25 protein-coding genes are annotated in these 24,750 nt (G+C 39.6%); 19 read left to right on the top strand and 6 right to left on the bottom strand.

Going from position 1 to position 24,750, the window contains the following annotated elements:
- The first annotated feature begins 8 nt into the window (after positions 1-8).
- The gene (glgP, locus tag FBQ94_RS02315; RefSeq protein WP_007222368.1) at positions 9-1,706 is read left to right on the top strand and encodes an alpha-glucan family phosphorylase; all 1,698 of its coding nucleotides are present in this window, start codon (positions 9-11) and stop codon (positions 1,704-1,706) included.
- Between the two features lie 2 nt (positions 1,707-1,708).
- Complete coding sequence (locus tag FBQ94_RS02310; RefSeq protein WP_007222367.1) at positions 1,709-2,458, top strand: HAD family hydrolase; 750 nt, start codon at positions 1,709-1,711, stop codon at positions 2,456-2,458.
- On the opposite strand, the gene FBQ94_RS02305 is transcribed toward FBQ94_RS02310, so the two are convergent.
- Positions 2,439-2,912: a 3-hydroxyacyl-ACP dehydratase FabZ family protein gene (locus FBQ94_RS02305; protein WP_007222366.1), complete on the bottom strand. Its 474-nt coding sequence runs from the start codon at positions 2,910-2,912 to the stop codon at positions 2,439-2,441. The two genes, FBQ94_RS02310 and FBQ94_RS02305, sit on opposite strands and share 20 nt — an antisense overlap.
- 248 nt (positions 2,913-3,160) lie before the next feature.
- Between FBQ94_RS02305 and FBQ94_RS02300 the strand changes: the two genes are divergently transcribed.
- The 3 genes from FBQ94_RS02300 (at position 3,161) to rpsI (ending at position 4,280) form a co-directional block, all read left to right on the top strand.
- Positions 3,161-3,337 (top strand): hypothetical protein, encoded by a 177-nt coding sequence (locus FBQ94_RS02300; protein ID WP_285441962.1) that lies wholly within the window; start codon positions 3,161-3,163, stop codon positions 3,335-3,337.
- A 101-nt stretch (positions 3,338-3,438) separates the two neighbouring features.
- Positions 3,439-3,873, top strand: coding sequence for a 50S ribosomal protein L13 (gene rplM, locus FBQ94_RS02295; protein WP_007222365.1), 435 nt, complete (start codon positions 3,439-3,441; stop codon positions 3,871-3,873).
- An 11-nt stretch (positions 3,874-3,884) separates the two neighbouring features.
- Positions 3,885-4,280, top strand: a complete 396-nt coding sequence (gene rpsI, locus FBQ94_RS02290; protein WP_007222364.1) for a 30S ribosomal protein S9 — start codon at positions 3,885-3,887, stop codon at positions 4,278-4,280.
- Positions 4,281-4,388: 108 nt separating this feature from the next.
- Here the strand turns inward: rpsI and FBQ94_RS02285 are convergent, their stop codons facing one another.
- The 3 genes from FBQ94_RS02285 to FBQ94_RS02275 all read right to left on the bottom strand — a co-directional run bounded on the left by FBQ94_RS02285 (position 4,389) and on the right by FBQ94_RS02275 (position 6,175).
- On the bottom strand, positions 4,389-5,324 hold the full coding sequence (locus tag FBQ94_RS02285; protein WP_007222363.1) for an NAD-dependent epimerase/dehydratase family protein: 936 nt from the start codon (positions 5,322-5,324) through the stop codon (positions 4,389-4,391).
- A 126-nt stretch (positions 5,325-5,450) separates the two neighbouring features.
- A complete protein-coding gene (locus FBQ94_RS02280; RefSeq protein ID WP_007222362.1) occupies positions 5,451-5,723 on the bottom strand; it encodes a CpsB/CapC family capsule biosynthesis tyrosine phosphatase in 273 nt (90 codons plus the stop codon).
- Positions 5,723-6,175, bottom strand: a complete 453-nt coding sequence (locus tag FBQ94_RS02275) for a CpsB/CapC family capsule biosynthesis tyrosine phosphatase (RefSeq protein ID WP_007222361.1) — start codon at positions 6,173-6,175, stop codon at positions 5,723-5,725. Before FBQ94_RS02275 ends, FBQ94_RS02280 begins: the two co-directional genes overlap by 1 nt.
- Before the next feature lie 220 nt (positions 6,176-6,395).
- Between FBQ94_RS02275 and FBQ94_RS02270 the strand changes: the two genes are divergently transcribed.
- The 14 genes from FBQ94_RS02270 to FBQ94_RS02205 all read left to right on the top strand — a co-directional run bounded on the left by FBQ94_RS02270 (position 6,396) and on the right by FBQ94_RS02205 (position 22,351).
- The gene (locus FBQ94_RS02270; RefSeq protein ID WP_040543796.1) at positions 6,396-6,827 is read left to right on the top strand and encodes a BlaI/MecI/CopY family transcriptional regulator; all 432 of its coding nucleotides are present in this window, start codon (positions 6,396-6,398) and stop codon (positions 6,825-6,827) included.
- Positions 6,828-6,831: 4 nt separating this feature from the next.
- Positions 6,832-7,803, top strand: a complete 972-nt coding sequence (locus tag FBQ94_RS02265) for a M56 family metallopeptidase (protein ID WP_007222358.1) — start codon at positions 6,832-6,834, stop codon at positions 7,801-7,803.
- Positions 7,779-9,143 (top strand): TolC family protein, encoded by a 1,365-nt coding sequence (locus tag FBQ94_RS02260; protein ID WP_040543795.1) that lies wholly within the window; start codon positions 7,779-7,781, stop codon positions 9,141-9,143. Before FBQ94_RS02265 ends, FBQ94_RS02260 begins: the two co-directional genes overlap by 25 nt.
- Before the next feature lie 138 nt (positions 9,144-9,281).
- Positions 9,282-11,459 (top strand): heavy metal-binding domain-containing protein, encoded by a 2,178-nt coding sequence (locus tag FBQ94_RS02255; protein WP_007222356.1) that lies wholly within the window; start codon positions 9,282-9,284, stop codon positions 11,457-11,459.
- 109 nt (positions 11,460-11,568) lie between these two features.
- The gene (locus tag FBQ94_RS02250) at positions 11,569-11,919 is read left to right on the top strand and encodes a GxxExxY protein (RefSeq protein ID WP_007222355.1); all 351 of its coding nucleotides are present in this window, start codon (positions 11,569-11,571) and stop codon (positions 11,917-11,919) included.
- 52 nt (positions 11,920-11,971) lie between these two features.
- Positions 11,972-15,181 carry an efflux RND transporter permease subunit gene (locus FBQ94_RS02245; protein WP_040543791.1) on the top strand — a complete coding sequence of 1,070 codons (3,210 nt, stop codon included), beginning with the start codon at positions 11,972-11,974 and terminating at the stop codon, positions 15,179-15,181.
- A 199-nt stretch (positions 15,182-15,380) separates the two neighbouring features.
- A complete protein-coding gene (locus tag FBQ94_RS02240; RefSeq protein ID WP_007222353.1) occupies positions 15,381-15,824 on the top strand; it encodes an REP-associated tyrosine transposase in 444 nt (147 codons plus the stop codon).
- 163 nt (positions 15,825-15,987) lie between these two features.
- Positions 15,988-17,361, top strand: a complete 1,374-nt coding sequence (locus FBQ94_RS02235; protein ID WP_040543789.1) for a hypothetical protein — start codon at positions 15,988-15,990, stop codon at positions 17,359-17,361.
- A 134-nt stretch (positions 17,362-17,495) separates the two neighbouring features.
- Positions 17,496-18,473 carry a cytochrome c3 family protein gene (locus tag FBQ94_RS02230; protein ID WP_007222351.1) on the top strand — a complete coding sequence of 326 codons (978 nt, stop codon included), beginning with the start codon at positions 17,496-17,498 and terminating at the stop codon, positions 18,471-18,473.
- Positions 18,474-18,511: 38 nt separating this feature from the next.
- Positions 18,512-20,479 carry a glycoside hydrolase family 15 protein gene (locus FBQ94_RS02225; protein ID WP_007222350.1) on the top strand — a complete coding sequence of 656 codons (1,968 nt, stop codon included), beginning with the start codon at positions 18,512-18,514 and terminating at the stop codon, positions 20,477-20,479.
- A complete protein-coding gene (locus FBQ94_RS02220; RefSeq protein WP_007222349.1) occupies positions 20,476-20,646 on the top strand; it encodes a YHS domain-containing protein in 171 nt (56 codons plus the stop codon). Before FBQ94_RS02225 ends, FBQ94_RS02220 begins: the two co-directional genes overlap by 4 nt.
- 367 nt (positions 20,647-21,013) lie before the next feature.
- The gene (locus FBQ94_RS02215; RefSeq protein ID WP_007222348.1) at positions 21,014-21,241 is read left to right on the top strand and encodes an addiction module protein; all 228 of its coding nucleotides are present in this window, start codon (positions 21,014-21,016) and stop codon (positions 21,239-21,241) included.
- The gene (locus FBQ94_RS02210; protein ID WP_007222347.1) at positions 21,231-21,536 is read left to right on the top strand and encodes a type II toxin-antitoxin system RelE/ParE family toxin; all 306 of its coding nucleotides are present in this window, start codon (positions 21,231-21,233) and stop codon (positions 21,534-21,536) included. Before FBQ94_RS02215 ends, FBQ94_RS02210 begins: the two co-directional genes overlap by 11 nt.
- A 278-nt stretch (positions 21,537-21,814) precedes the next feature.
- A complete protein-coding gene (locus tag FBQ94_RS02205) occupies positions 21,815-22,351 on the top strand; it encodes an REP-associated tyrosine transposase (RefSeq protein ID WP_007222346.1) in 537 nt (178 codons plus the stop codon).
- A 190-nt stretch (positions 22,352-22,541) separates the two neighbouring features.
- Here the strand turns inward: FBQ94_RS02205 and FBQ94_RS02200 are convergent, their stop codons facing one another.
- Positions 22,542-23,687, bottom strand: a complete 1,146-nt coding sequence (locus FBQ94_RS02200) for a P-type ATPase actuator domain-containing protein (RefSeq protein ID WP_007222345.1) — start codon at positions 23,685-23,687, stop codon at positions 22,542-22,544.
- 237 nt (positions 23,688-23,924) lie between these two features.
- The gene (locus FBQ94_RS02195; RefSeq protein WP_040544284.1) at positions 23,925-24,293 is read right to left on the bottom strand and encodes a four-helix bundle copper-binding protein; all 369 of its coding nucleotides are present in this window, start codon (positions 24,291-24,293) and stop codon (positions 23,925-23,927) included.
- Between the last annotated feature and the right edge of the window lie 457 nt (positions 24,294-24,750).

The following is a 24,750-nucleotide window of genomic DNA, read 5'->3' as shown; positions in this document are numbered from 1 at the left end:
TATAAAAAATGAATAACGAAACAAAAATTGCCTATTTTTCAATGGAGATCGGCCTCTCCAATGATATACCAACCTATAGTGGCGGTCTTGGTGTTCTTGCAGGAGATACGATAAAATCATGCGCAGATCTTAAGATACCACTTGTTGCTGTTACCCTTATCTCAAAAAAGGGTTATTTTCGCCAGGATATTGATTCCAGCGGAAGACAGACCGAGTCTCCTATACATTGGGACCCGTCCAAATTTATGATACGTATATCAAAGAGAGTTATGGTTTTTATTGAGGGGCGTAAGGTCTTTATTCAAGCCTGGAGCTATAAAATAAAAAGCATTACCGGAGGTGAAGTAGATGTCCTGTATCTCGATACTGATGTTGAAGAGAATACCAGCGAAGATCGGGAGATAACGGCTGTTCTTTATGGCGGTGATGATAGTTATCGGCTCAAACAGGAGGTTGTACTTGGTATTGGCGGTGTACGAATGCTTCGTGCCCTTGGGTACCATATTAAAAAATATCACATGAATGAAGGACATGCCAGCTTACTAACACTAGAACTTCTCTTAAAAAACAAAAGAGATGTTGAGAGTGTATGGCATGAGCAATGGGTTTGGGATTTTGACGCCGTAAAAGATCTGTGTGTCTTTACAACCCATACCCCTATTGAGGCTGGCCATGACCGGTTCTCTTACGATCTTGTAAAAAAAGTTCTTGGCGATATTGTCCCGTTGGAGCAGTTGAAAAAACTCGGGGGTGAAAAGTACCTGGATATGACGCTCCTTGCGTTAAACTTAAGTGAATATGTTAATGGTGTGGCAAAAAAGCATGGTGAAGTATCAAAGAATCTTTTCCCTGGCTATGAGATTTATGCAATTACCAATGGAGTTCATTCGTTTACATGGACATGCCAAAGTTTTAAACAATTGTATGATAAATATATCCCCGGCTGGGCCAATGAGCCAGAATTATTTGTCCGGGCAGAAACTATTCCTGATTCAGAATTATGGCAGACACACCTTTCTGCGAAGAAAGACCTCATTGAGTATGTAAAAGAGGCCACGAGTATAGAATTGGATCCTCATGTTTTAACAATTGGATTTGCAAGAAGATTCACTTCTTATAAGCGGGCTGATTTATTATTCTTAGACATGGAGCAGCTCTTACATATTTGTGAGAAAGGCAAGTTACAAGTTATCTATGCTGGAAAGGCGCATCCTAAGGATGGGCCCGGCAAGGATATTATAAAAAAGATCAATGACCTTGTAAAAATAAATAATGATAAGATCAAGATTATTTTTTTGAAGGACTATAACATTAAGATGGCTTTAAAGTTAATATCCGGAGTCGATGTCTGGCTAAATACGCCGCAACGCCCACGGGAGGCGTCTGGTACAAGCGGTATGAAGGCATCTCACAACGGTGTAATTAACTTTAGCATTCTGGATGGGTGGTGGATTGAGGGACATATTGAGGGAATTACTGGCTGGTCTATCGGACCAAAGCCCACGGAATCTTCACTTACCATAGTCAATGATAAAACAGATGCTGAAGATCTCTACAACAAATTGGAGAATATTATTATCCCTATGTACTATCACGATCAAGATCAGTGGATAAAGGTTATGAAAAATTCTATTGGTAAAATTGCCTATTATTTCAATAGCCATCGCATGATGCGGCGGTATGTAACAGAAGCTTATCTCAGCTAAACATGATTAAAAATCTCAAAAACATTAAGGCTATAATTCTTGATTTAGATGATACCCTTTATGACTGCAGTGGTACGCTAGTAGACCGGGGTAGAAGACAAGTCGCAAAGACGATTGCCAAATTAATCAATTGCACCGAAGAAGAAGCATATCTTCTCCAATCCGAGATTGAGGAGAAGTACGGAACAAGGATAAATATCTACGAAAAGATTGTAGCGTTTTACAATCTCCCGAATCGATACACACAGGAACTCTTAGAAGAATTTATTCATGTGGATATTGCAGACATTATCCTTTTCCCGGATGTGATAAATACCTTAACACAATTAAAGACACAGGGCTACAAATTAATCCTTGTTACCTCGGGAGAGATACAAATACAAAGAGAAAAGATTGATATCCTGAGCCTCAATACCTATTTTGATGATATATTTATTGCGGATAGGAACTATAACCGGACAAAAAAGGATTGTTTTCATGATATAATACAACAGTATAATTTAAAACCTAAAGAAATTGTCTGTGTTGGAGATAAAATTGATGATGAATTATGTGCCGCTAAATTCTTCGGTATGCTTACGATAATGTTTGAACATGGGAGACATTATAAGGCGTATTTGAAAGAGCAGGAAAAACACATAAAACCTGATTATTGTATCAAGCATATCAAAGATCTTTTAGAATCAAAGATCTTAAATTTACCTTTCAGCTATCTTAAGCCTTTCCGTCATCTTAAACGACCATACCAATAATAACGCCCTCAAAAACGAGCTTTCCGTCTACCACCCCCTGTGTATCAAAGATGGCCCTTCGCGAGCGTAGTTCCTTATTTTTTGCAATCAGAATAAGTCTATCGCCAGGAATAACCTTCCCCCGAAACTTAACTTTATCTATACCACCAAAACCGAGGAATCTATCGTCCTTTGTCGCTTGTTTGTAATAATAGGTGCATAACTGCGCAGCAGCTTCCAACATAATTACCCCTGGCATGAGGGGCCGGCCGGGAATATGCCCGCGTACCCAAAATTCATTATTTGAAATATCTTTATATCCTACAATGATACCCTGCTCCATATCGAATTTCAGAATACCGTTAAGTTGTTCCATTTCATAACGATGTGGTATAATAGTCCGAATACCCTCAATATCCACTATCGGTGTATTCACATTCAAAGTACTTAAATCAGCTAAGATGTCTTGTGCCATGTATAGATTTATCATAGAAAAAGAGAAAAATATAAGCTAAATTATTACTATAAAATCTTGACTAGCTAATGGTAATAATAACCCATCAGCATGTCAACCAAAATTTAATCAAACAAAAAGATAAAAATATAATTGACAAACGGGATACATTCTGATATAAATTTGTGAGTTTTATCAGAGACCTTCTGTTAGTACATCGTAGCTTGGTTGCTTGACATACGATCATTTCTAAAAAGGAGATATGATTAATGAAGACGTTACGGATTTCATTAATACTGTTTGGTACGCTTATATGTGGAATTGGGTTAACGAACGTACCGATGCTTGTTAAATCTGTAATTGCCGGTTCTTGCCAATGTCCGGAGGGTTGCCCCTGTAGCCATTGTGTTGGAAAATCTGGTGGAAGTTGTAATTGCAAAAGATAATAAATTTTTTTATTGATACCTAGTATTAGCTTTATAACTTAAAAGCGCCTTATCCTTATGTAAGGCGCTTTTTAATTTTAACAGTTGAAGGAATGTATACAATGAATACTTTTATGGCTAAAAAAGAGAATGTAAAAAGGAATTGGTATATAGTCGATGCTGAGGATAAGGTCTTAGGCAGGATGTTAACCACAGTATCAAGAGTTCTTCAGGGTAAACATAAGCCTGAATATACTCCCCATGTTGATGTGGGAGATTTTGTTATTATTACCAATGCCAGCAAGGTAAAACTTACCGGGAAAAAGATGGATGAGAAAATTCACTATTATGTAACTGGTTTCCAAAGTGGTTTAAGAAAGCGGATGGTTGGAAAAACCCTGGAAACAGCGCCTGAAAAAGTATTTAACCGTTCAGTAAAAAGAATGTTACCCAGATCAAGATTGGGGAAAGCAATGTTAAGAAAACTAAAAATTTATGCAGGTACCGAGCACCCACACCAGGCGCAACAACCAAAAGAGTTGATTATTCGTAATTAGAAGGAGATAAAATGGCTGAAAAACAATATATTTGGGGCACAGGAAGACGTAAAACCTCTATTGCAAGGGTACGATTGAAAAAAGGAGATGGAAAGATTATGGTGAATAATCTGGATTTAGATGCGTACTTTCCTATAGAACGGGATAGAGGTATCGTCATGTCTCCTTTAAAAACCACGAATAGGTTAGGAGAATTCGATGTATTGATAAATGTCCAGGGAGGAGGTATAACAGGTCAGGCTGGCGCTATATCCCTTGGTATTGCACGCGCTTTATCGAAATCAGACTCTTCTCTTGTAGATAATTTACGTAATGAAGGTTTTTTAACCAGAGATAGCAGGATGAAAGAACGGAAAAAATATGGCCAGAAGGGAGCACGAAAGAGCTTCCAGTGGACAAAACGATAATTACTCTTTTATCTTAATCCCTTGCCTTAAGATTGGTTCCTCCTTAGAAATTAAGGGGGACCTTCTTATTGCAGATTAGCCTTATACCTCGTACCTCACTCCTTTGCCCTAACGGGTCTTTTGTAAGCGTTGATAATATTGTGTTGCTAAGGCAACACCTTCATCAAAGGTAGCCTCTGGTCTCCAGTTTAACTCTTTTAATGCTTTTGAACTATCCAGACTGATATGATCAATTTCTCCTGGTCTTTTTTCACTAAAAATAGGCTCAATATCTGATTTTAACGCCCTTCTAACTGCCTGAAATACTTCCAAGTCGGAGATTTCCTTCCCCCATCCCAGATTATAAATCTCGCCATTTCCTACATTATTCAAGACAATGAGATTTGCCCTGATAATATCATCTACGTAAACGTAATCTCTTGTCTTAGAACCATCGCCAAAAATGGTAGGGCGTGCATTCTGAAGTATCAGCTCGCTAAAGATTGCAACCACCCCTGCCTCACCATGCGGAGACTGCCTTGGACCATATACATTCGGATATCTTAAAATGGTGAAATTCAAATTGTATAGTTTATAAAAAATAGACAAATAATGCTCTACCGTATGCTTACTTACACCATACTGAGAAAGTGGCTCAACAGGGCAAGTTTCTTTGACGGGTAAATCCTTGGGTTCTCCGTAAACAGCTCCTCCTGTTGAGACATAGATAAATTTCTGAATCTTATATTTCTTAGATAATTCACAAAGATTCAACGAACCAAGAATGTTAATGTTCGCATCATAAACTGGCATCTCTACTGATTTGCGTACATTAACATGAGCAGCATGATGATCGACAATCTCTGGCCTCTCCTGCTTAAACACTTCTTCCAGCGCAACAGCATCACAAATATCTATTTTATAAAATATCGCATTCGTATGAATATTTTCCCTCCGTCCGGCAGAAAGGTTATCAATAACAACTACCTGGTGCCCTTCCGCAATCAATTTATCTACTAAATGAGATGCAATAAAACCAGCTCCTCCAGTCACAAGTATTTTCACTTATCCTCCTCTTTTCTTAAAAATTTTCTCATAGAAAATAAAGATCGGCCATCTTCTGGAGATACCGAATACAGTAAGGATAGAGACGATGATGTCTTGAATAACTGCCTTTGACTCTATGAAGGATTAACTAACAAATGGTATGCCTTCTAATATCATTTTTGGATGGTCCAGCACCATCTTTCTGGCTGAATCTTCACCGAGCATGGCAGATACAACCTTTAAGGCATGGGAAAGTACCGGAGGTCTTCCAATGGGAGAATGGGCATCAGAAGCAATTACATGCACGAGACTATTCCTTAACATCCACAATACGCATTTCTTCGAAGCCCTACCAAAATTCCCTACAATACTCTGTGCTGTTACTTGTAAAATAGCGCCTAACTCCACAAAACGCATCAGAATACCAGGTTGTTTTGAACTCTGAAATTTCTCTCAAGATGAGGTAAAATTGGGGTAAATCCCATCGTCTTCAATGCAAAAATAATCTGTTCTGCTTCCGGAGGCACCCACTGAAACGAAAATTCTAAAAGAATGTATTTCTTATTACCATTTAAGGTGAGCATACGACTTTCTTTTAAAACATCGGCATGTAATAGTTGGTCGTTCAAATGCAACTCAGCCCCTGGAAATATTACCAGGTCCAAACCCTCTTGTTTCAATGCTTTATTTAATATATCTATTTTCTCAAATATTGTACCCTCGTTATCTACCTTACTTTGCACATGAGGTGTAGCTATCATCTTTTTTATTCCTTCATTTACCGCAATCCTACACATTTCTATCGATTCTTGTATTGTTGCAGGACCATCATCTATCATCGGCAGTATGTGTGTATGAATATCTATCATTGAAAAACAAGTTATATAAATCCAAAAGAAGCAATGTTAACTATAAAATTAGTAAATTTTATAAGAGAAGTACAGGAAAATTTATAAAATTTTTTAATTTACACAGAATACAAAAATTTTATACATTCTTCTTGAATATTCTACGCTGTGTAGAATATAATAATCTTGATACGTATTTACTTATAAAAACCGTTTTATCTATTATTGAAAAGAACCAAGCATGAGCAAACAACTAAAATTTCATTTCAATCCTTTCAAGGAAGGCATAAACCAGGTATTGGGTCTATTGGAGAAGGATATAATGGAAGCTTTGTGGAACTGTGGAGAGTCCAGCGTAAGGGATATACTAAAAGCTTTTCCCGTTAACAAGAATATTTCTTACTCTGCCGTAATTACTGTTACGAACCGGCTCGTTAATAAGGGATTTCTGAAAAGGAAAAAGGTGAGAAAGAGCTATTTTTATACACCAATTTATGACAAAGAACAGTTTTTTGAATTTGTATCTAAAAAGGTTATGGAAGGGGCTTCCGAACTTTCTCCTCATTCAGTAATGGCACATTTTATGGATTATATGGCACAAATGAACCTGGATACATTAGAGTATTTTTCCAAATTAATTGAATCAAAGAGACAAAATAAATCTCAGAAATAGTTTTATGAAACACTCAGTTGGAACTCAACAAGGAAAAGCACAAATCTCTTTTGCGCTGATAGTATGTATTAACTTTATCGTATCGTCTATAATAATTACGGGTATTGTATTTGGCGTCAAAGGGTATGTCAGTGATACGAAGGCCGCCTATGAATCTATCACATGCTGCAGGAGTATTTGCTCAAACTGTATTTTTACTTTACATACCTTCACCACAGTACTTCCCTGGGCCTGCGTAGTAATATTTTTTGTTGGGATATGTTTAGCTATCTATAAAACGTTTTTCCTGTTATTCCGGAACTACAGCTTTATCCGCTCCTTACCATCTATTTCCATTGAAAACCATCCGAAATTAAAAAGTATTGCAAACTCTGCACAGGTTTCTCATCAGCTTATGCTTTTAGACAATAATGAATTACGCAGTGCTTTTACGCTAGGTTTGCTGAAGCCGAAGGTCTACCTATCTCTGGGTATATGCTCATATCTAACAGAAAAGGAGATCCTCGCTGTAATCCTCCACGAAATCCATCACAAAAAGAATAAAGATCCACTGAAGTTATTTGTTATACAGATACTCTACGCACTCAATTTCTTTCTTCCGGTTAATCGTTATCTGTTACACCTGTTCTCCTCAGCATCTGAAAAAGCAGCTGATGATAATGCTATATATTTCTCTAAAGAACCATTAGAGCTTGCAAGCGCACTCGTTAAGTTATGCAAATCTAACAGAGCGACAAAACTGTATCCGTTGGCCATCTCTTTCAAAGGGCAAAATATTGTAGAGGATCGAATAAGGCGCTTGTTGGAACCTCAAATGGCTCCCTCCTGCTTTGCCAGGACTTCTCTCTATTCTTCTTGCCTTTTATCGCTTTTTATTGCCGTAATACTGTGTTTATCTTTAATCTGTAAGTTCTTTACTCCTGCACATCCAGGAGATTGTAAAACCAAAACATGTCATATGATAAAATGTGGATAATTATATTTCGAAACATACGTGAAATACCATTAAAAATACCTCTTTTTTCATGTATCTTATTCATCTTATGTGCCGATGCTATTGCCCAGGAAAAGAATAACCCGGCTCAACATGCGATGAATAGTAAGAACGTTGTTGAGATGAATGAGGCCGATGCTCCGTTAGATTTAAAGTGGTTGATTCAAGAAGCGAAGGAACATAATCCAGAAATTATAGCTGCCCAAAAACGCTTACATGCTGCAAAAGCAAAGATTCCACAAGCCAAATCTTTAGATGATCCCAATATTCGCATCGGTTCTTTTGATATGTCCAATCACCCCCTCAATATTAATGGCCAAACCGATATGCTTCAACAGCGTTACGGCGTATCACAGAAGATACCCTTTCCCGGGAAATTGCGCCTCAGAGGTGAAATAGCCACAGAAGATGCACATATGGTGGAAAAAGAACTTCAATCGAAAATACAAGAGATTTTAGCCCTGGTAAAATCGGCTTTTTATGAACTCTCTTATATCAACACCGCGATTGATATTACCGAAGAAATCAGGGGTTTACTGCGCAGGTTTGCTACAATTACCCAGGAAAAATATGCTGTAGGTACGGCTACCCAAAGAGATGTGCTTGCAGCACAGGTTGAACTATCTACCTTAGCTAACAATATCATTGTTTTAAATAAAGAGAGTGAATCTATGGTTGCCCGATTAAATATACTATTAGACAGACCTACAGAAGCGCCCCTGGGAAAACCGCGCCCTTTTGAAAAGCATAGTTTACGTTTAACGATCAAAGAGCTGGAGGATATTGCCATAAAAAACCGGCCGGAGCTGAAAAGGTTTGATCACCTTATTAAGAGGAGCGAAGCAGAGGTAAAACTTTCGAAAAAGGATTATTACTTCTCGGATTTTGAACCGATGGTGGAGTACATGCAAGAGGATAAAAGTTCTGATACATGGGCATCGGCTATTACAATTAATGTCCCGTGGCTATGGCCGAAGAACCGGTCAAAGGTTAAGGAAACCAAAGAAACCCTCAAAGCCGCTAAGTCAGATTATCGCTTTATTAATAATAAGACATTATTTGAGGTTAAAGATCTTCTCGTGAGGTTACAAGCATCCGAGAGTACCATAAACCTGTATAAAACCGGTGTAATTCCGCAGGCAGAGCAATCGTTAAAGGCTGCGCGTATTGGATATGAGGCAGGCAGGGTAGATTTCCTAACCCTCATTGATAGTCAGAGAACTCTTCTGAATGCAAAATTACTTTACCACAGGGCGCTTATTGATTTTGAACAAAATTTGGCAAATCTGGAAAGAGCTACGGGTATACAATTGACACAATAACTATACTATTCTCCGGGAATTTGCAGAACTGATAGAAAAATATAAGCCATTTTATAACAAACGATTATCCCCTATTCTTACAATATTCATCTCTGAAGTTAGAGGGATAATACACGATACACTGTGAAGGAGTGATGTATGTCCTTTAAACAAAAGTTTCTGTATAGCACGCATTTTCTAAGACTTTTGCCTATTGTTTTCATTTTACTTTTTGGTACTTATATACCTCACACAGCAGAGACGGATTGCCATAAGTCTCTCCAGGATGTATCAGATCTTGTTCCCTCTGCATACGCAGAAGAAGCGAAGAAAGAGGTAAAAGGAGAAGCAAAAGAGAAGAAAATCCTGTATTGGACCTGTGGTATGCACCCATCAGTTAAAATGGACAAGCCTGGTAAATGCCCGATTTGCGCTATGGATCTCATTCCGGTATATGAAAAAGGTACAGGCGTAGAGGAAGAGGGTGCTGTAGCTACGATAGAGTTGGGTGAACGAGCCCGTGCATTGGCACAGGTCAAAACAGATGTTGTTAGTTTTCGATCGCTTACCAAGGATATATATACGGTAGGGTTAATTGAATATGACGAAAGACTTAAAGCAACTGTCGCTGCATGGGTTCCAAGCAGGATTGACAGGCTTTTTGTTGACTTTACCGGTACGCAGGTCATTAAGGGCGAGGCTATGGTTTGGATATATAGTCCAGATCTCGTCTCTACACAGGAAGAATATCTCTTGGCGTTAGAAACTGCCGAAAAAACCGGGGATAGTACTTTTGATGAAGTAGTACAAGGAGGAAAATCACTTCTCGAAGCATCAAAAAGAAGATTATTATGGTGGGGATTAACGGAAAAACAGATTGAGGAGCTTGCAAAAGAGAAAAAGGTAAGGCAGCATACTATTATCTACGCCCCTGTCAGTGGTATTGTAACAGAAAGGAAAGCACTGGAAGGTCAATATGTTATGCAGGGCGATGTGATATATACGATTGCGAATCTCTCAAATGTATGGATGATGGCTAATGTTTATGAGTACGAGATGTCATGGGTTAAGGTCGGACAAGAGGTAGAGGTTACAACACCGACCTATCCGGGAGAGGCCTTTATAGGAAAGATAACGTTTATTGAACCATTCCTGGATGATAAGACACGCTCTGTAAGAATGCGTTGCGACATCCCTAATCCACAATTTAAACTGAAACCCGCTATGTACGTCAATGCCCGCATACGTGTGCCGATTGAAGAACTTACCAAAGAGGGTGATACCTATGTGAGCGGGCTAGATTATTTTTGTCCTAATCACCCTGAAATAAAATCGAGCAGACCGGGTATATGTCCCGAAGATAATGCGCCATTTGTAAAGAGACCCCCTATTCAAGCTGAACCCGCCGCAGTTGTTGCTTTTGCAGAACAACAAGGAGAGATCGAATATGAATACGTATGTCCCATGAAATGCCATAGATCCAAGGAGCCTGGAGAATGTCCTGTTTGTGGCATGAAATTAGAAAAAGTCCCTGTCTCCAAGCCTACCCCTGATATTACAAGAAAAACTGAAATGGCAAAAAAAGAACCTGAGGTCAAAACAGAAACGGCATACGTATGTCCCATGGAGTGTCATACCGCAAAGACTGATGGCGATTGTCCTGTATGTGGTATGAGGCTTGAAGAAAGAGAGATACCAATTGAGGTTTCAGGAGAAAAGCAGACATGCATTTGTCCACAGGCGTTGGATCCAACTACGGCACCTCAGTTATGTCCCATGTGTGGTATGTTGGTACAAACAAGTGTAACGGTAAATACACCAGAAGGTGAAGAAAAACAAAAATTTGTATATATGTGTCCTATGGCCTGTATGACCTCTGATAAACCTGGCGAATGCGATCAATGTAAAAGGCCTATGGGTCAATGGGAGATGAAAGATGGGTTGGGGATAAAGGTCAAAAAGGCTGAATTTAAGAAACGTGTTGTTTATGCCTGCCCCATGCATCCGGAAGTAACCTCTGATAAACCTGGAGACTGTCCAAAATGTGGAATGCGTTTGGAAAAGACCACACAAGTACTCGCTATTCCTACCACAGCCGTATTAGATACTGGCATACGAAAGATCGTCTATCTTGATAAAGGCAATGGGCAATATGCAGGAAAAGAGGTCATTCTTGGCCCGAAGGCAGGTGATTATTACCCAGTCCTGGACGGGCTAGAAGAAGATAATAAAGTAGTTACAACAGCAAACTTCCTTATCGACTCCCAGAGCCAGTTAACAGGAGGAGCTAGTGCATTGTATGGCGGTGCGATGGAATTTAAGGAGCATGAGCATTGATTAGGATCTGTGGAACCACAGATTTCACAGATGACACAGATAAAGAAACATAAATGTTTTATAAAATCTAACAGAACAAAGTCTATTTTAATACATGATAAAAGATCCGATGACTCATGCAATTATTGGGGCTGCAATGGAGGTTCATAATTTTATAGGTCCAGGACATCTTGAAGCAGTGTACCAGGAGTGCTTAGAGATCGAATTTGAATTAAGAAACATTCCATTTATTCCTCAACCCCGGTTAGAAATATTCTATAAAAATCAAAAATTGAAGAAATTCTATATTCCTGACTTTATCGCTTACAATGAGATAGCAGTTGAAATAAAAGCAGAAAAAATTCTAACAAAGGTTGATGAAGCACAATTAATAAATAGTCTTATTATTAGTCGTCATAATACAGGACTACTTTTAAACTTTGGTGAAGAAACTCTTCATTATAGAAGATTTGTAAATTGAAAATGAAAATCTGTGTTATCTGTGCAATCTGTGGTTTCTGTTTATTATTAGTATGATCAATAAACTTATTGAAATCTGCCTCAGAAATAGATTCCTGGTAATCAGCTTCTACCTCCTGGTTATATTCGGTGGCGTCTTCGGGTTAAGAAATGTCAATATGGACGTTATCCCGGATATTGGTGAGAACCAGTGTATCGTCTTTACCGATTGGCCGGGACGCAGTCCTCAGGATGTTGAAGATCAAGTCACCTACCCCCTAACGGTCAACCTACTTGGTGTACCCGGTGTAAAAGTCATTCGGTCCCAATCAGGTTTTGGCTTCTCCATGATATTTATTATCTTCCAGGATGGAATCGATTTTTATTGGGCACGTTCCAGGGTATTAGAGAGATTAAATTTTGTACAATCATTGCTTCCGAGAGATGTCATACCGAGGCTCGGTCCTGACGCAACGGGGCTTGGCCAAATTTTTTGGTATACCGTGGAAGGTCCGGGATATGATCTTGGGCAACTGCGGTCCATACAGGATTGGTATGTCCGGTATCAGCTTAACGCCGTTGAAGGTGTTTCTGAGGTAGCCGGTGTCGGTGGTTTCGTAAAACAATACCAGATCGATATAGACCCAAACAAACTCTTTGCGTACGGTGTAACAACCGCAGGTGTATATGAGGCTGTTCGCAAAAGCAATATCGACGTGGGTGCAAAGGTGGTTGAGACGAGCAGCATGGAGTTTATCATCCGCGGTCTCGGATTTATAAAAAACGTTGACGACATTGAGAACATTATGGTAGGTAGCTATAACGGTGTGCCGGTATTTATTAAAAATATCGGTACCGTTCAGGTGGGAGGGGATTTTAGACGAGGGGCGCTTGATAAGGAAGGCGCGGAGGTTGTCGGTGGAATCGTTATTATGCGCCAGGGTGAAAACCCCTTAGAAGTGATTAAACGGATAAAAAAGAAGATCAAAGAGATCGGGCCAGGACTGCCGGAGGGTGTAAAGATCGTCCCCTTTTACGATAGGGAAGGACTTATCTATCGTGTTATCGATACCCTGAGAGAGGCATTGATAGAAGAGATCATTATCACTTCAGTGGTTGTCGCGTTATTCCTGTTGCATGTCAGAAGTATTATTATCTGTATCCTTGGATTCCCCATATCGATACTTATTTCCTTCCTGGGTATGTATTTCATGGGTATCGACTCAAATATCATGTCCCTCACGGGCATTGCAATCGCTATCGGTGAAGTGAGCGATATGTCCATCATCATGACGGAAAATATCTTTAGAAATCTTGCAGAACAAAAGGATAAGAAACCAAGGGCGCAAATCATCCTTGATGCATCAAAAGAGGTTGGGAGTTCTATATTCTTTGCAGCTTTAACTACTATTTGTATGTTCTTTCCCGTATTTGGACTTACCGGGCAGGAAGGAAAGCTTTTTAAACCATTGGCATGGACAAAGACCTTTGCTATCGGTGCATCGGTCGTTATGGCGATTACCTTAGTACCCATCCTTTGTACCTATTTTATAAAAGGTAAATTAAAACCGATGGAGGAAAATTTTACTTCCCGAGCGCTCTTAAGAGGTTATGAACCTGTCCTTCGCTGGGTATTAAATCATAAGAGAACATTTCTGGCTATTCCACTTGTCATTGTCATTTTATCCGCCTTTCTTGCTAAAAGATTGGGAAGGGAATTTATGCCCCCTCTCGATGAAGGTTCTATCCTATTTATGCCGGTGATGCTCCCGAGTGTATCATTAACAGAAGCCCTTAAAATAATGCAAAAGCAAGATATGATTATCAAGTCCTTCCCCGAGATAGATACCGTGGTTGGAAAACTGGGGAGGGCAGATACCGCCACAGACCCTGCACCCGTTGAGATGTTTGAGACCCTCGTTGCCTTAAAACCCGAAAATGAATGGCGTAAAAAGAAGATTGAGTATACGTTTTTGAATCATGTACCCTCCTTTCTCCACCCCATGTTTCATTTCTTTTTACCCGATGAACGGACGATCACAAAACAAGAGCTTATCCAGGAAATGGACGAGGCAATGAGGATACCTGGCGTGGCAAATATATGGACGCAACCCATTGTAAACCGAATCGATATGCTGGCCACAGGTATCCGTACCTCCGTTGGAGTTAAAGTCTTTGGACCAGACTTGAATGTTATACAACAACTGGCCTTAGATGTTGAAAAGGCACTCAAAGCTGTTCCTGGTGTCGCAGACCTGTATGCAGAGAGGGTTACGGGAAAACCCTATTTGGAATACAAGATTAAACGTGAGGAAATTGCCCGCTACGGAGTTAATATCCGCGATGTGCAGGATATCATTGAAACAGCCATCGGAGGGGAAAATATAACGACTACGGTAGAAGGGCGTCATCGATACCCCGTACGTGTCAGGTACATGAGAGAGTTACGGGATAACTTTGATGCACTGAAAAGGATTTACGTTCCCGGTTCCACAGGGCAACAAATTCCTATTACCCAAGTGGCAGATATTCACTATGTCATGGGACCTGCAATGATTAGCAGTGAGAATGCCCTTCTGCGTGCGTATGTACTTATGAACGTCCGTGGGAGAGATCCCATGAGCTTTGTGGAAGAGGCATCCAAGGTTGTATCGCAAAAGGTTATGTTACCCCATGGGTACTTTATCCAGTGGAGTGGCCAGTTTGAGAACCAGATCAGGGCGAGAAAGAGATTGCAAATACTCGTGCCATTATCTCAATTTATCGGGTTTATTTTGATTTTCATGGCCTTTAAATCGATACCACAAACGATGTTTATCCTATTTGCAGGTATACCAACGGCCATTGCTGGTGGTGTGATACTCCTCTATCTTTTTGGGTATAACTTCAGTGTTGCCGTTTGGGTAGGCTTTATCTCTATCTTTGGTATCGTTGACGATGACTCTGTTCTCATTACCACGTATATCAATGATTTATTTGGTGAGAGGAAGATGAAAAGTGTCCAGGAAATCCGGAACACGATACTCTTAGCGGGTACACGGAGAATACGACCGTGTATGATGACAGCCGCCACCACATTTATAGGACTCCTCCCTATCCTGTGGTCAACCGGCGCCGGATCCGAGGTTGCGAAACCTATGGCAATCCCCTCTATCGGCGGTATGGCCATGGCACTCATCAGTGTCTTTATCGTCCCCTGCCTCAATGCATGGCATAAGGAATACAAATTTAAGAAGGCGCTCAAGAAAGATCCGGGTATTGCTGAAACAGGGATTTTAGTGTAACTTAATTCTGTATGGGATGCATTGCCATCCTGCATCATCATCTCGTTCCAATGCTCTGCGTTGGAGTGTACCTGAGACGCTCTGCATCTCACATTGGATATTGAAACATGAGAAGCCGGTATAAACATTTCCATGACTTCTGTTCCTACTTCATAACCTGTACCACCGTTAATTGGATCCCTTCTTTACTTCATCGCACATGTTTGAAATAGCAGTAGAAAGCCTTCATTTTCTTAGACACGATGGACTATTCAGACTCTATGCATATGTCATCCTTGAAAATCATCTCCACATGATAGCTGCCTCAGAAGAACTCAGTAAAAACACTGGACGATTCAAATCCTATACAGCGAGAAGGATCATTGATTCTACCCTGTTAGAAAAAAACACATGGCTTCTGAATCAGCTTCAGGAAGAGAAAAAGAGTTTTAAACGCGACAGAGCACACCAATTATGGCAAGAAGGATTTCATCCACAACGAATACAGTCTGAAGCGATGATGCGGCAGAAGATAGAGTATATTCACTACAATCCGGTAAGAAGAGGCTATGTGGATGATCCTGTTAGTTGGATTTATTCAAGTGCAAGGAATTTTATTAACAATGATAGTTCAATTTTAGAATTAGATCCGATTATATGGTAGGTATGACGCAGAGCGTTGGAACGAGATGGGATGTGCAGTTTTGTAGGGTGGGTTGAGTAAAGTGAAACCCAACAAACTATCTAAATTATTGGGTTTCATACCTCAACCCAATTTACTATACAACTTTTGCAATTTACATAAAGAGACGATACTTATATTTCTCATGAAGAACTTAAGAAAAAGCCTCTCTATTCCCTTCCTCTTTACCCTATTGCTTTCTTCTAAACTCTTCGCTCAGATATATACCGATATAACCAAACCCAATACCCTTGCCTATAACGACTTTATATCGGGAAACTTTCGAACTCAATACGAAGGCCGCTGGGGAGGAGATGAAAATGACCATGATATGTATGAGTATCTCTCCTTTAAGACTAAAGATTTCTTTCATGATAAAGTAACCATAGCTGGCTCTGGAAGACTATCAGAAGATTTTGATGGACATGAGGATAAAAATGGAGCTTTTCGGGATATTTTAGACTCATATGATCGAAGTTACAACGGCCGTGTTTACTTTTTATATGCAGACATAAAGGATCCAGTTATTGATAAATCCAGCCTCCGTGTAGGACGTCAGTATCAATACTCAATTGAGACCATTCTCTTTGATGGCGCAAAGTATGAACAGAAGATAGGTATTCTTGATACTTACGTCTTCGGTGGCTTAAGGGCTTCTCAATACACGAACACGTACTTCGATACCGTAGCAGGAAGTGGAATAAGCATACGACCATTTATGGATACTCGTATGAATTTAGATTATGTTCGTATTATTGATGACGAGTTTATCGATGATGAAGTGGGGTTTAATGTATGGCAAAGAATCTACGAAGACTTAAATTTTTATGGAAGATATACCCTCCTCAATACTGTATCGAAGGATTTTCTCGTTAAATTATCCTGGGATAAAATAGACTGGGACGCTAGTGTGCAACTATCGTACTATAGATTCCTCAATTCATTAGCCGAGCAGAGTAATAATATTTCACCAATTTCTGAAATCTTGAATACCTTCGAGCCTTTTGACCTTATCAGTCTGACAGGACATAAAGGTTGGGGAGAAAAATTTGAAGTATCCAGTGGCATAGACCGCAGAAATGTTCTTGAGAAAGAAGATGAAAATACCTTCAATCGCGATTATTATAGAACCTTCTTTTCATTTATGACATATAATATTTTATTAAAGGAATCCAAGGTCACATTTACAGTAGAATACTGGAATATTAAAGGCGTTGATCACAGCACAGATGCAAATGTTGATTTTGATAAAAAAATTGGAAAATTTGATATTGGTCTTGGCACAGGCTATTCTTTCTATAAATTTAATTTTACCGGAAGCAACGATCTTGCTTTTCTTGAAAATAGTGAGTTGGAAGAAGATGTTGTACAGAAAATTAATGTGAGAACGTATTACCTGAGGATTAAATACCTGTTAACAGAACAATCAAATGTGAGTCTGCGATGGATATCTGAAGTGAGCGATACAGACCCAGAGACCTTTCACCAATTGGTAGTCTCTTATAACAAAAGCTTTTAATGAGATAATTTGAGGTTCTATCTCTGAAATTGTCTTGTACGTACTTTTACTGTTAAATTCCCATATAAAATTTACATTACCAATATTGTATGATAAAAAAATCTTATTACTTAGTTTTTTTAATGGTATTCGTTATGATAACGATATTAGGAGGTTGTAAAGAGTCTGAGATCCATTACAGCCATGCCAAGCATATGGAAAGAGGCTTAAAGGACTGTAACTTCTGTCATTCCTATAAAGATGATCTTCAACCGGATTGGCCTAAAATGGCAAAATGCCTTATTTGTCATATGAAATATTATGATACCAAAAATCTACAATCTTGCTTGTTTTGCCATACGAAACCCGGAATGAAAATAACGGTTAAGCATGTTATACCCAAAAAATATCAGGAATTAAAATTTACCCATAAGGTACATCTGGAAAATAACGTAGCATGTAATCAATGCCATGTAGGCATTGAGAAGAGAGATACCATTACTCCTGATATACTTCCTACCATGTACAATACCTGCATGCCATGTCACAGGAAAAGAGGGAAGGAAAGGATCGCATGCAATGTTTGCCATAAGTACATTCGAAAGGATCGTATGCCCCTCTACCATGAAGACCGCTGGGTTAATCACGATGACCCACTATGGATACAAAAGCATGGAAATGAATTTTATTATAATCAAGATTACTGTAAACGGTGCCATGAGAGCCTAGATTCATGTGTTAACTGCCATCAAGACCAAAAACCCAGAAGTCATAATAATGCATGGCGGAGAAGAACTCACGGATTTGCTGCATCATGGGATCGGAAGAAATGTATGGTTTGTCATCAAGAGGACTTTTGTGTCCGATGTCATGAGAGTACAACTCCTTTAAACCATGTAGCCTCTTGGGGTAGCCCAAGAAATCGTCACTGTCGAAATTGCCATATTCCTGTATCAAATGTTTCATGTACGGTATGCCATCCTGATCCGACGCATCCATCAGCTATTGATTCTCCTCATCCACCTTTTACAGGATTACCATGCCTGGAGTGTCATCCTGGCGGACCCCCCAACCCACCCCATCCTTCTCTTGATGATATTGGTATTGAATGTACCGTTTGCCATAAAAGATAATCCATAAAAGATAATTGTGTTTAAAAGGAGGTGTATTAATGCCGCGAGAATTGACTATTGGTAACGGATCACTGCAAGTAATGTTTGACGATGCTTATCGACTACGCGATATTTACTTCCCGCATGTCGGTCAGGAAAACCATACTGTTGGGCATGCCTTTCGCTTCGGTATCTTTATCGATGGACAATTGAGCTGGATACACGAACCAGATTGGGAACGGGTACTCGTTTATAAGCCTGACACACTAGTAACTGCTGTAAAGCTTATCAATCAGAGGTTTGAGCTTATGTTGGATTGTCGGGATGCCGTGGACTTTCACGATAACATCTATCTGCGGGAAGTGATTGTTCATAACCTGGCTAACCGTTTGCGAGAAATTCGTCTGTTTTTCCACCAGGACTTTCACCTTTACGAGAATAACATTGCCGATACGGCTCTTTACGAACCTCGACTTCAAGCTATTATCCATTACAAGGCTAACCGTTATTTTTTAGTCAATGCTAAGGTAGATACAATGATCGGTATCGAGGAGTGGGCAATCGGGATCAAGGAATATGGAAGAGCAGAAGGGACATGGCGTGATGCTGAGGATGGACAGCTCGGCAAGAATCCGATCGAACAGGGCTCAGTAGACTCGACTATTGCTCTGAGGATGACACTGCCTGTGCATGGCCAAGCTGCTTGTTATTATTGGATAACTGCTGGAACGAAATTCAGTGAAATAAGATCTCTTAATGCCATCGTTATCGATAAATCTCCGGTTGAATTGATTGATCACACAGAGGATTATTGGCGTATATGGATGACCAAAGGTCTACCCAATTTTGCTGATCTGCCATCTGGTATAGTTGATCTCTACAAGCGTAGTCTTTTAACGATCCGCACAATGACTGATAATCATGGAGGGATCATTGCTGCCAACGATTCAGACCTTTTGCAATTTGGGCGTGATACCTACAGTTATGTTTGGCCCCGGGATGCGGCGCGGGCGGCATATGCCCTCACCCGTACAGGATATATTGATATACCTCGCAATTTTTTCCGTTTCTGTGCAGACGTTATAACCGATGAAGGCTACCTTCTTCATAAATATAATCCGGATAGAAGCCTGGGAAGCTCCTGGCATCCATGGTACGCCCGTGAGCAGATGGAGATACCTATTCAGGAGGATGGAACAGCACTGGTACTCTGGGCTCTATGGCAGCATTTTATTCGCCATAAAGATATCGATTTTGCAAATCAGCTTTATAAGCATTTTATCATCCGTGCAGCAGATTTTTTAGAGGATTACCGTTTTGAGGACACCGGATTACCACGCCCTTCCTATGATTTATGGGAAGAACGATATGGTGTACATACCTTTACCGTTGCAACAGTTTACGGCGGACTTATCGCCGCAGCGCATTTTGCAGAAAGTTTTAGAGATCAGCCTTTAGCTGAAAAGTATCGAAGGGCAGCATTCGAAATACAAGAAGCAGCAAAACGTATCCTCTATAGTCCTCAAGATGGGCGATTCGCACAACGATTTAATCCTGACACGAAAGAGCTAGATCTCACCATTGATGCGAGTTTGTTTGGTGTAACCGCTTTTGGTCTTTTTCCCGCTGATAATCCGATGGTTGTTTCCACAATGAGACAAATCGAAGACCGCCTGACAGTAAAGACCGAGGTTGGTGGCATTGCCCGTTACGAGCGTGACCGGTTTGTTTCTGTAACAGAAGATTTCAAACGGATACCGGGAAACCCCTGGATCATATGCACACTCTGGTTGGCACAATATAAAATAGCGGCAGCACACTCGCTGGAACAACTACAGAGTGTGATTGATATTTTACTATGGGTAACCCGACATACACGTCCCTCAGGTGCACTACCAGAGCAGTTACATCCTTTTGGCGAACGCCTTATTTCGGTGTGCCCATTAAGCTGGAGTCATGCTGAATTTATCATTACCGTCCTGGACTACCTCGATAAATATTATCTTCTAGGAGGAAACAAGCGATGATGAAACAATCCTCAATGAGATACAAAGACCCGGTATGTGGTATGCGTTTAGAGGAGAAGGATATTCAAGCAACTACCAATCATCAGGGAAAAACATATTACTTTTGTTCTGTTGCATGTAAATTGAAATTTGAGCAATCACCTCTTAAATATGTTGGGATAAAATAAAAGTGCTACAGATGATGTTATATCTTTCCCAAGGATATTTTGTCTTTATTAAAGACCAGCCTTAATGCATAAGGTTCATTAGACAATGTGGAAAGCGTACTTGCATCTATCCATTTCTGGCTGTAGTAAACGTAACTATTATCCTCCGAAAACCCTATTGCCATTGTTGAATCAGAGATTGAGGAATGTTGGAGCAATGTAAAGAATAATAACGCTCTATCTCTATCGCTTCCTGTCTTAAAGGGTATAGTACAAAGATTACTTTATTCTTTAGGTCGGCTTGTGTATAATATGAAAAAGTATTACCAGGACATTCTTATAGAAGGTTATCGGGTGGATTTTACACTTAACAAAGGAGGTGAGAAAAATGGAAAAAATAAAAGCTACCGATACTCTTAACCTATCAATCCCTGAAAGGATTCAACTTGTTGAAGATATATGGGATACAATAGCTGCTGAAGCAAATTCAGTTGAATTATCGGAAGATGAGAAAAAAATAATTGATGAAAGATTAGAGGCGTATCACAAAAATCCTGCGATGGGTTCTCCATGGGAAGGAGTTTTAAAAAGAATTGTAAGCTCACATGAAGTATAAAGCCATAGTTAGGCACGAAGCAGAAAATGATTTAAAGGAAGCATTTTCATGGTATGAGGATAAAAGGAAGGGGTTAGGATATGACTTCCTGTTGCAGATCGATGCAGGAATAAGATTTATCGAAAGAAATCCAAAAATTCATCCTGAGGAATATAAAAGAACAAGAAAACACCTTATTAAAAGGTTTCCATACAAAATAATTTATCTTGTAGAACAAGAAAAGATAATTGTTCTTGCTGTAATACACAGCAGAAGAAGCTCTAAAATAATAAAAAAGAGAATAGAAATCAGCTAACAAAGCGTTGTAGCGGACAGTGTGACGCCCCCTTTGTTCAATTTTATTTGTTGCAAGTCTTGCAGGATCATATCTTGACAGGCTGTCCGAGAATTACTTTGAGCACTAGATGCTATACTATATATTGACCGATTGAATTAATATTAGACAATAAATAGTATATGTTTAAGGTTGCCAATGAATTCTCGGACAACCTGTTGAAACTTAACTCTACTGAGGTGCATCATCTTGCTCATCTCGTTCCAACGCTCTGCGTCCTGTATACTGGATAGTAAAACATGAGAAGCCGATATAAACATTTTCATGATTCCAGTCCCTACTTTATCACCTGTACCACCGTTAACTGGATCCCCATCTTTACCACACCATACATGTTTGAGATAGCAGCAGAAAGCCTTCGTTTTCTCAGAAGTGATGGATTATTCAAGCTCTATGCATACGTTATCCTTGAAAACCATCTCCACATGATAGCTGCATCAGAAGAACTCAGTAAAAATATTGGACGATTTAAGTCCTATACAGCAAGAAGGATCATTGACTCTGCCCTATTAGGAAAAATTACATGGCTTCTGAATCAGCTTCAGGAAGAGAAGAAAAGTTTTAAACGCTATAGAACACACCAATTATGGCAAGAAGGATTTCATCCACAACGAATACAATCTGAAGCAATGATGAGGCAGAAGATAGAGTATATCCATTACAATCCGGTAAGAAGTGGCTATGTGGATGACCCTGTCAGTTGGATTTATTCAAGTGCAAGGAATTTTATAAACAATGATAATTCAATTTTGGAATTAGATCCGATTATATGGTAGGTATGACGCAGAGCGTCTCGTGGTACGTTCCAACGCAGAGCGTTGGAACGAGCGGGGAAAACGTAATCCAAGGGAATTGATGACAACCAGGGTAGAGGAAAGTATCATTGCTAACTCTGCATATTCTGATTTCAGACTTATACCAAAAATCGGATAGAAGGCCCCTGCTGCAATGGGAATTCCTAATACATTAAACAAAAAGGCCCAAAAGACATTCTGTTTTATTTTCGATAACAGTTCTGCGTCCCAGTTGGACCGTCTTTACCACATCCATCAAGTCATTCTTTATTAAGATAATATCTCCGTGCCCTTTTGTGACATCCATTTCTGCGCCAAGCATAATCCTCACATCGGGTTGTGTTAGTGAGGAAATATCAGAGCCACTATTACTAACCACACCAACCTTCATGCCCTGCCGCTGAAATCGCTCTATGACCGCTCTTTTTTCATCAGGCGATATCCTGTTATAGTGCTCATCAACACCTATCCCTGACACTGCAAACCTTGTTGTCTGCTCACGGTCCTCCGTCATCATGACAACCCTTATACCCATTCTTTTCAAGTGTAATAGAACATCTTGTTTTAACCCATTCATATCAAATACCAGCACATTTAACTCTGCAATCTTTTCAAATGTGGTGGAATGTTTGATAATGATAGAATGATTCAACCCTATTCTACTAGCAACCATAGTGGCTGCAGGGGTAACCCAGCAGAGAGAGCACGGACATGCAATTACGAGCACTGCGATTGACATCTTCAATGCCCACAAAGAGGGATACTCTCCGGCAAGGTGATAAAAGAAAAAGTACCAGCAAACAAAGGTTACTACAGATAAACCAACTGCTATGAGAATAAATGTATGGGACACCCTGTCTATAAACCTCAGGGAATGTCCATGATCCATGTATTCCTTCCCCCTTATCAATACTGAAGGTCTGTTAGTTTTTAACTCCATGGAATTCCGGAGTACCCAATCTGCCCTCTTCTTTACCCGTTCCCCCATATATTCTCCGATATGACTGAAGGTAACGAGCATTACTGCCGTCATGAAAAAGGCATGTTCCGGTAGAGCAAAGATACCTTGAACTGCCAGATTGCCGTATATATATGCAGCAAAGGTACCTAAGGAAATGAGTACGCACATATTAGCGAAGCGGTTCTTAATGGACTCGTATGCACAAGCAAAAAATGGTATTCTCGGACCCAGTACTGTCATCGTAGCAATAACCATCATAATATGTGGCATATAGGTATGTGGTAAATCTGATGGAGGGATATACATGAGTACCGTCATGGTAATACAAGCGATGATACTGGAGGTAAGCCATCCCATCTGCAGCAACTCCTTGAAAAACAGGAACCACAGATTACACAGATAAAACTTATACTCATAATATATGAGACTTTATGTTATAGAATCTCTGTAATCTGTGGTTCAAAGGGGATTACTTTAAGTCGTTTATCAATATAAATTCAGTAAGGCATCTGTTTTTGAAATATTCAGGATATTTTCTTGCAACAGGTTATTCACTATTTCGAAAATCTCATTTATTTGATTCTAAGGTCTAATTTAAACGCGCTGGGCTGCCATATCAGCCATTTTTCGGCAGGAGTCTGCACAACGTCTGCAAACATCGGCACACTTCTTCATCTGTTCATCATCAAAACTATCACAATCAGTTGCACATTTCATACAGATATCCGCACAAAAAGAGCATGCTTGTCCCGACCAGTCAGAGTTCCGAAGCATAAAGCCGGTGCTGCCCAAGCAGGCATCTATACAATCCTTCAGCAGTTTAATATGTCCTGCCTCCACATGTTTTCCTCCCTTCTCTAAACAATAGGATGCTGTTTGCACACAAACCTTGTAACAATCCAAGCAATCATTAATACACTTCTCCAATTCTTTTGACATCTGTTTTGTTCCTGTAATAGCCATAATAAGCTCCTTTCTTCTAAAAAGGTACATTTTGCACATTAATCCTTAAACAACTTAACGAATCCCCTTTGAAAAAGTAACTCCCTACTCCTTAATAGTAATGGGTAATTTTAATGGAATTTTTATTTAAACCTTCAAACAGCATACCCGTAAATAGGTATTTATAAAAATTCTTGTCTAGATACATAGGGGGATACAGGATATCTGTAATGTAATTTTGAATAATCATCATTTATGTATGTATAATCAAACATAATTGCCTATTAGTATCTTAATCCACGTAATCAGAAGCAGTTTTTCTATTTCTCCTCTGTATGCTAAAGCATACATTTCGTCTGTAATTGTATACATTGCATAGAACTTGTTATTTACATAAAAAATTAAGATGACAGGTTGTTTGCATATGTCTCTCCCCTACTACCATTCTTATGGCACCGGGGTTGCGTATAGATTATCC

The organism is Candidatus Jettenia sp. AMX1, assembly GCF_030263775.1.
In the GTDB taxonomy this organism is placed as follows: Bacteria; Planctomycetota; Brocadiia; order Brocadiales; family Brocadiaceae; genus Jettenia; species Jettenia caeni.
The sequence above is the reverse complement of the archived record's forward strand: the minus strand, read 5'-3'. Positions and strand labels throughout refer to the sequence as shown.

What these genes read in the sequence shown, in the direction of transcription:
- FBQ94_RS02305 (WP_007222366.1), bottom strand. Translation starts at nt 2,912, where the DNA reads ATGGCACAAGACATCTTAGCTGATTTAAGTACTTTGAATGTGAATACA.
- FBQ94_RS02300 (WP_285441962.1), top strand. Translation starts at nt 3,161, where the DNA reads ATGAAGACGTTACGGATTTCATTAATACTGTTTGGTACGCTTATATGT.
- FBQ94_RS02310 (WP_007222367.1), top strand. Translation starts at nt 1,709, where the DNA reads ATGATTAAAAATCTCAAAAACATTAAGGCTATAATTCTTGATTTAGAT.
- FBQ94_RS02195 (WP_040544284.1), bottom strand. Translation starts at nt 24,293, where the DNA reads ATGGCTATTACAGGAACAAAACAGATGTCAAAAGAATTGGAGAAGTGT.
- FBQ94_RS02280 (WP_007222362.1), bottom strand. Translation starts at nt 5,723, where the DNA reads ATGCGTTTTGTGGAGTTAGGCGCTATTTTACAAGTAACAGCACAGAGT.
- FBQ94_RS02260 (WP_040543795.1), top strand. Translation starts at nt 7,779, where the DNA reads ATGTCATATGATAAAATGTGGATAATTATATTTCGAAACATACGTGAA.
- FBQ94_RS02225 (WP_007222350.1), top strand. Translation starts at nt 18,512, where the DNA reads ATGCCGCGAGAATTGACTATTGGTAACGGATCACTGCAAGTAATGTTT.
- FBQ94_RS02210 (WP_007222347.1), top strand. Translation starts at nt 21,231, where the DNA reads ATGAAGTATAAAGCCATAGTTAGGCACGAAGCAGAAAATGATTTAAAG.
- FBQ94_RS02215 (WP_007222348.1), top strand. Translation starts at nt 21,014, where the DNA reads ATGGAAAAAATAAAAGCTACCGATACTCTTAACCTATCAATCCCTGAA.
- FBQ94_RS02275 (WP_007222361.1), bottom strand. Translation starts at nt 6,175, where the DNA reads ATGATAGATATTCATACACACATACTGCCGATGATAGATGATGGTCCT.
- FBQ94_RS02200 (WP_007222345.1), bottom strand. Translation starts at nt 23,687, where the DNA reads ATGGGATGGCTTACCTCCAGTATCATCGCTTGTATTACCATGACGGTA.
- FBQ94_RS02230 (WP_007222351.1), top strand. Translation starts at nt 17,496, where the DNA reads ATGATAACGATATTAGGAGGTTGTAAAGAGTCTGAGATCCATTACAGC.
- FBQ94_RS02255 (WP_007222356.1), top strand. Translation starts at nt 9,282, where the DNA reads ATGTCCTTTAAACAAAAGTTTCTGTATAGCACGCATTTTCTAAGACTT.
- FBQ94_RS02235 (WP_040543789.1), top strand. Translation starts at nt 15,988, where the DNA reads ATGAAGAACTTAAGAAAAAGCCTCTCTATTCCCTTCCTCTTTACCCTA.
- FBQ94_RS02220 (WP_007222349.1), top strand. Translation starts at nt 20,476, where the DNA reads ATGATGAAACAATCCTCAATGAGATACAAAGACCCGGTATGTGGTATG.
- FBQ94_RS02250 (WP_007222355.1), top strand. Translation starts at nt 11,569, where the DNA reads ATGACTCATGCAATTATTGGGGCTGCAATGGAGGTTCATAATTTTATA.
- FBQ94_RS02245 (WP_040543791.1), top strand. Translation starts at nt 11,972, where the DNA reads ATGATCAATAAACTTATTGAAATCTGCCTCAGAAATAGATTCCTGGTA.
- rplM (WP_007222365.1), top strand. Translation starts at nt 3,439, where the DNA reads ATGAATACTTTTATGGCTAAAAAAGAGAATGTAAAAAGGAATTGGTAT.
- FBQ94_RS02270 (WP_040543796.1), top strand. Translation starts at nt 6,396, where the DNA reads ATGAGCAAACAACTAAAATTTCATTTCAATCCTTTCAAGGAAGGCATA.
- FBQ94_RS02265 (WP_007222358.1), top strand. Translation starts at nt 6,832, where the DNA reads ATGAAACACTCAGTTGGAACTCAACAAGGAAAAGCACAAATCTCTTTT.
- glgP (WP_007222368.1), top strand. Translation starts at nt 9, where the DNA reads ATGAATAACGAAACAAAAATTGCCTATTTTTCAATGGAGATCGGCCTC.
- FBQ94_RS02205 (WP_007222346.1), top strand. Translation starts at nt 21,815, where the DNA reads ATGAGAAGCCGATATAAACATTTTCATGATTCCAGTCCCTACTTTATC.
- FBQ94_RS02240 (WP_007222353.1), top strand. Translation starts at nt 15,381, where the DNA reads ATGTTTGAAATAGCAGTAGAAAGCCTTCATTTTCTTAGACACGATGGA.
- rpsI (WP_007222364.1), top strand. Translation starts at nt 3,885, where the DNA reads ATGGCTGAAAAACAATATATTTGGGGCACAGGAAGACGTAAAACCTCT.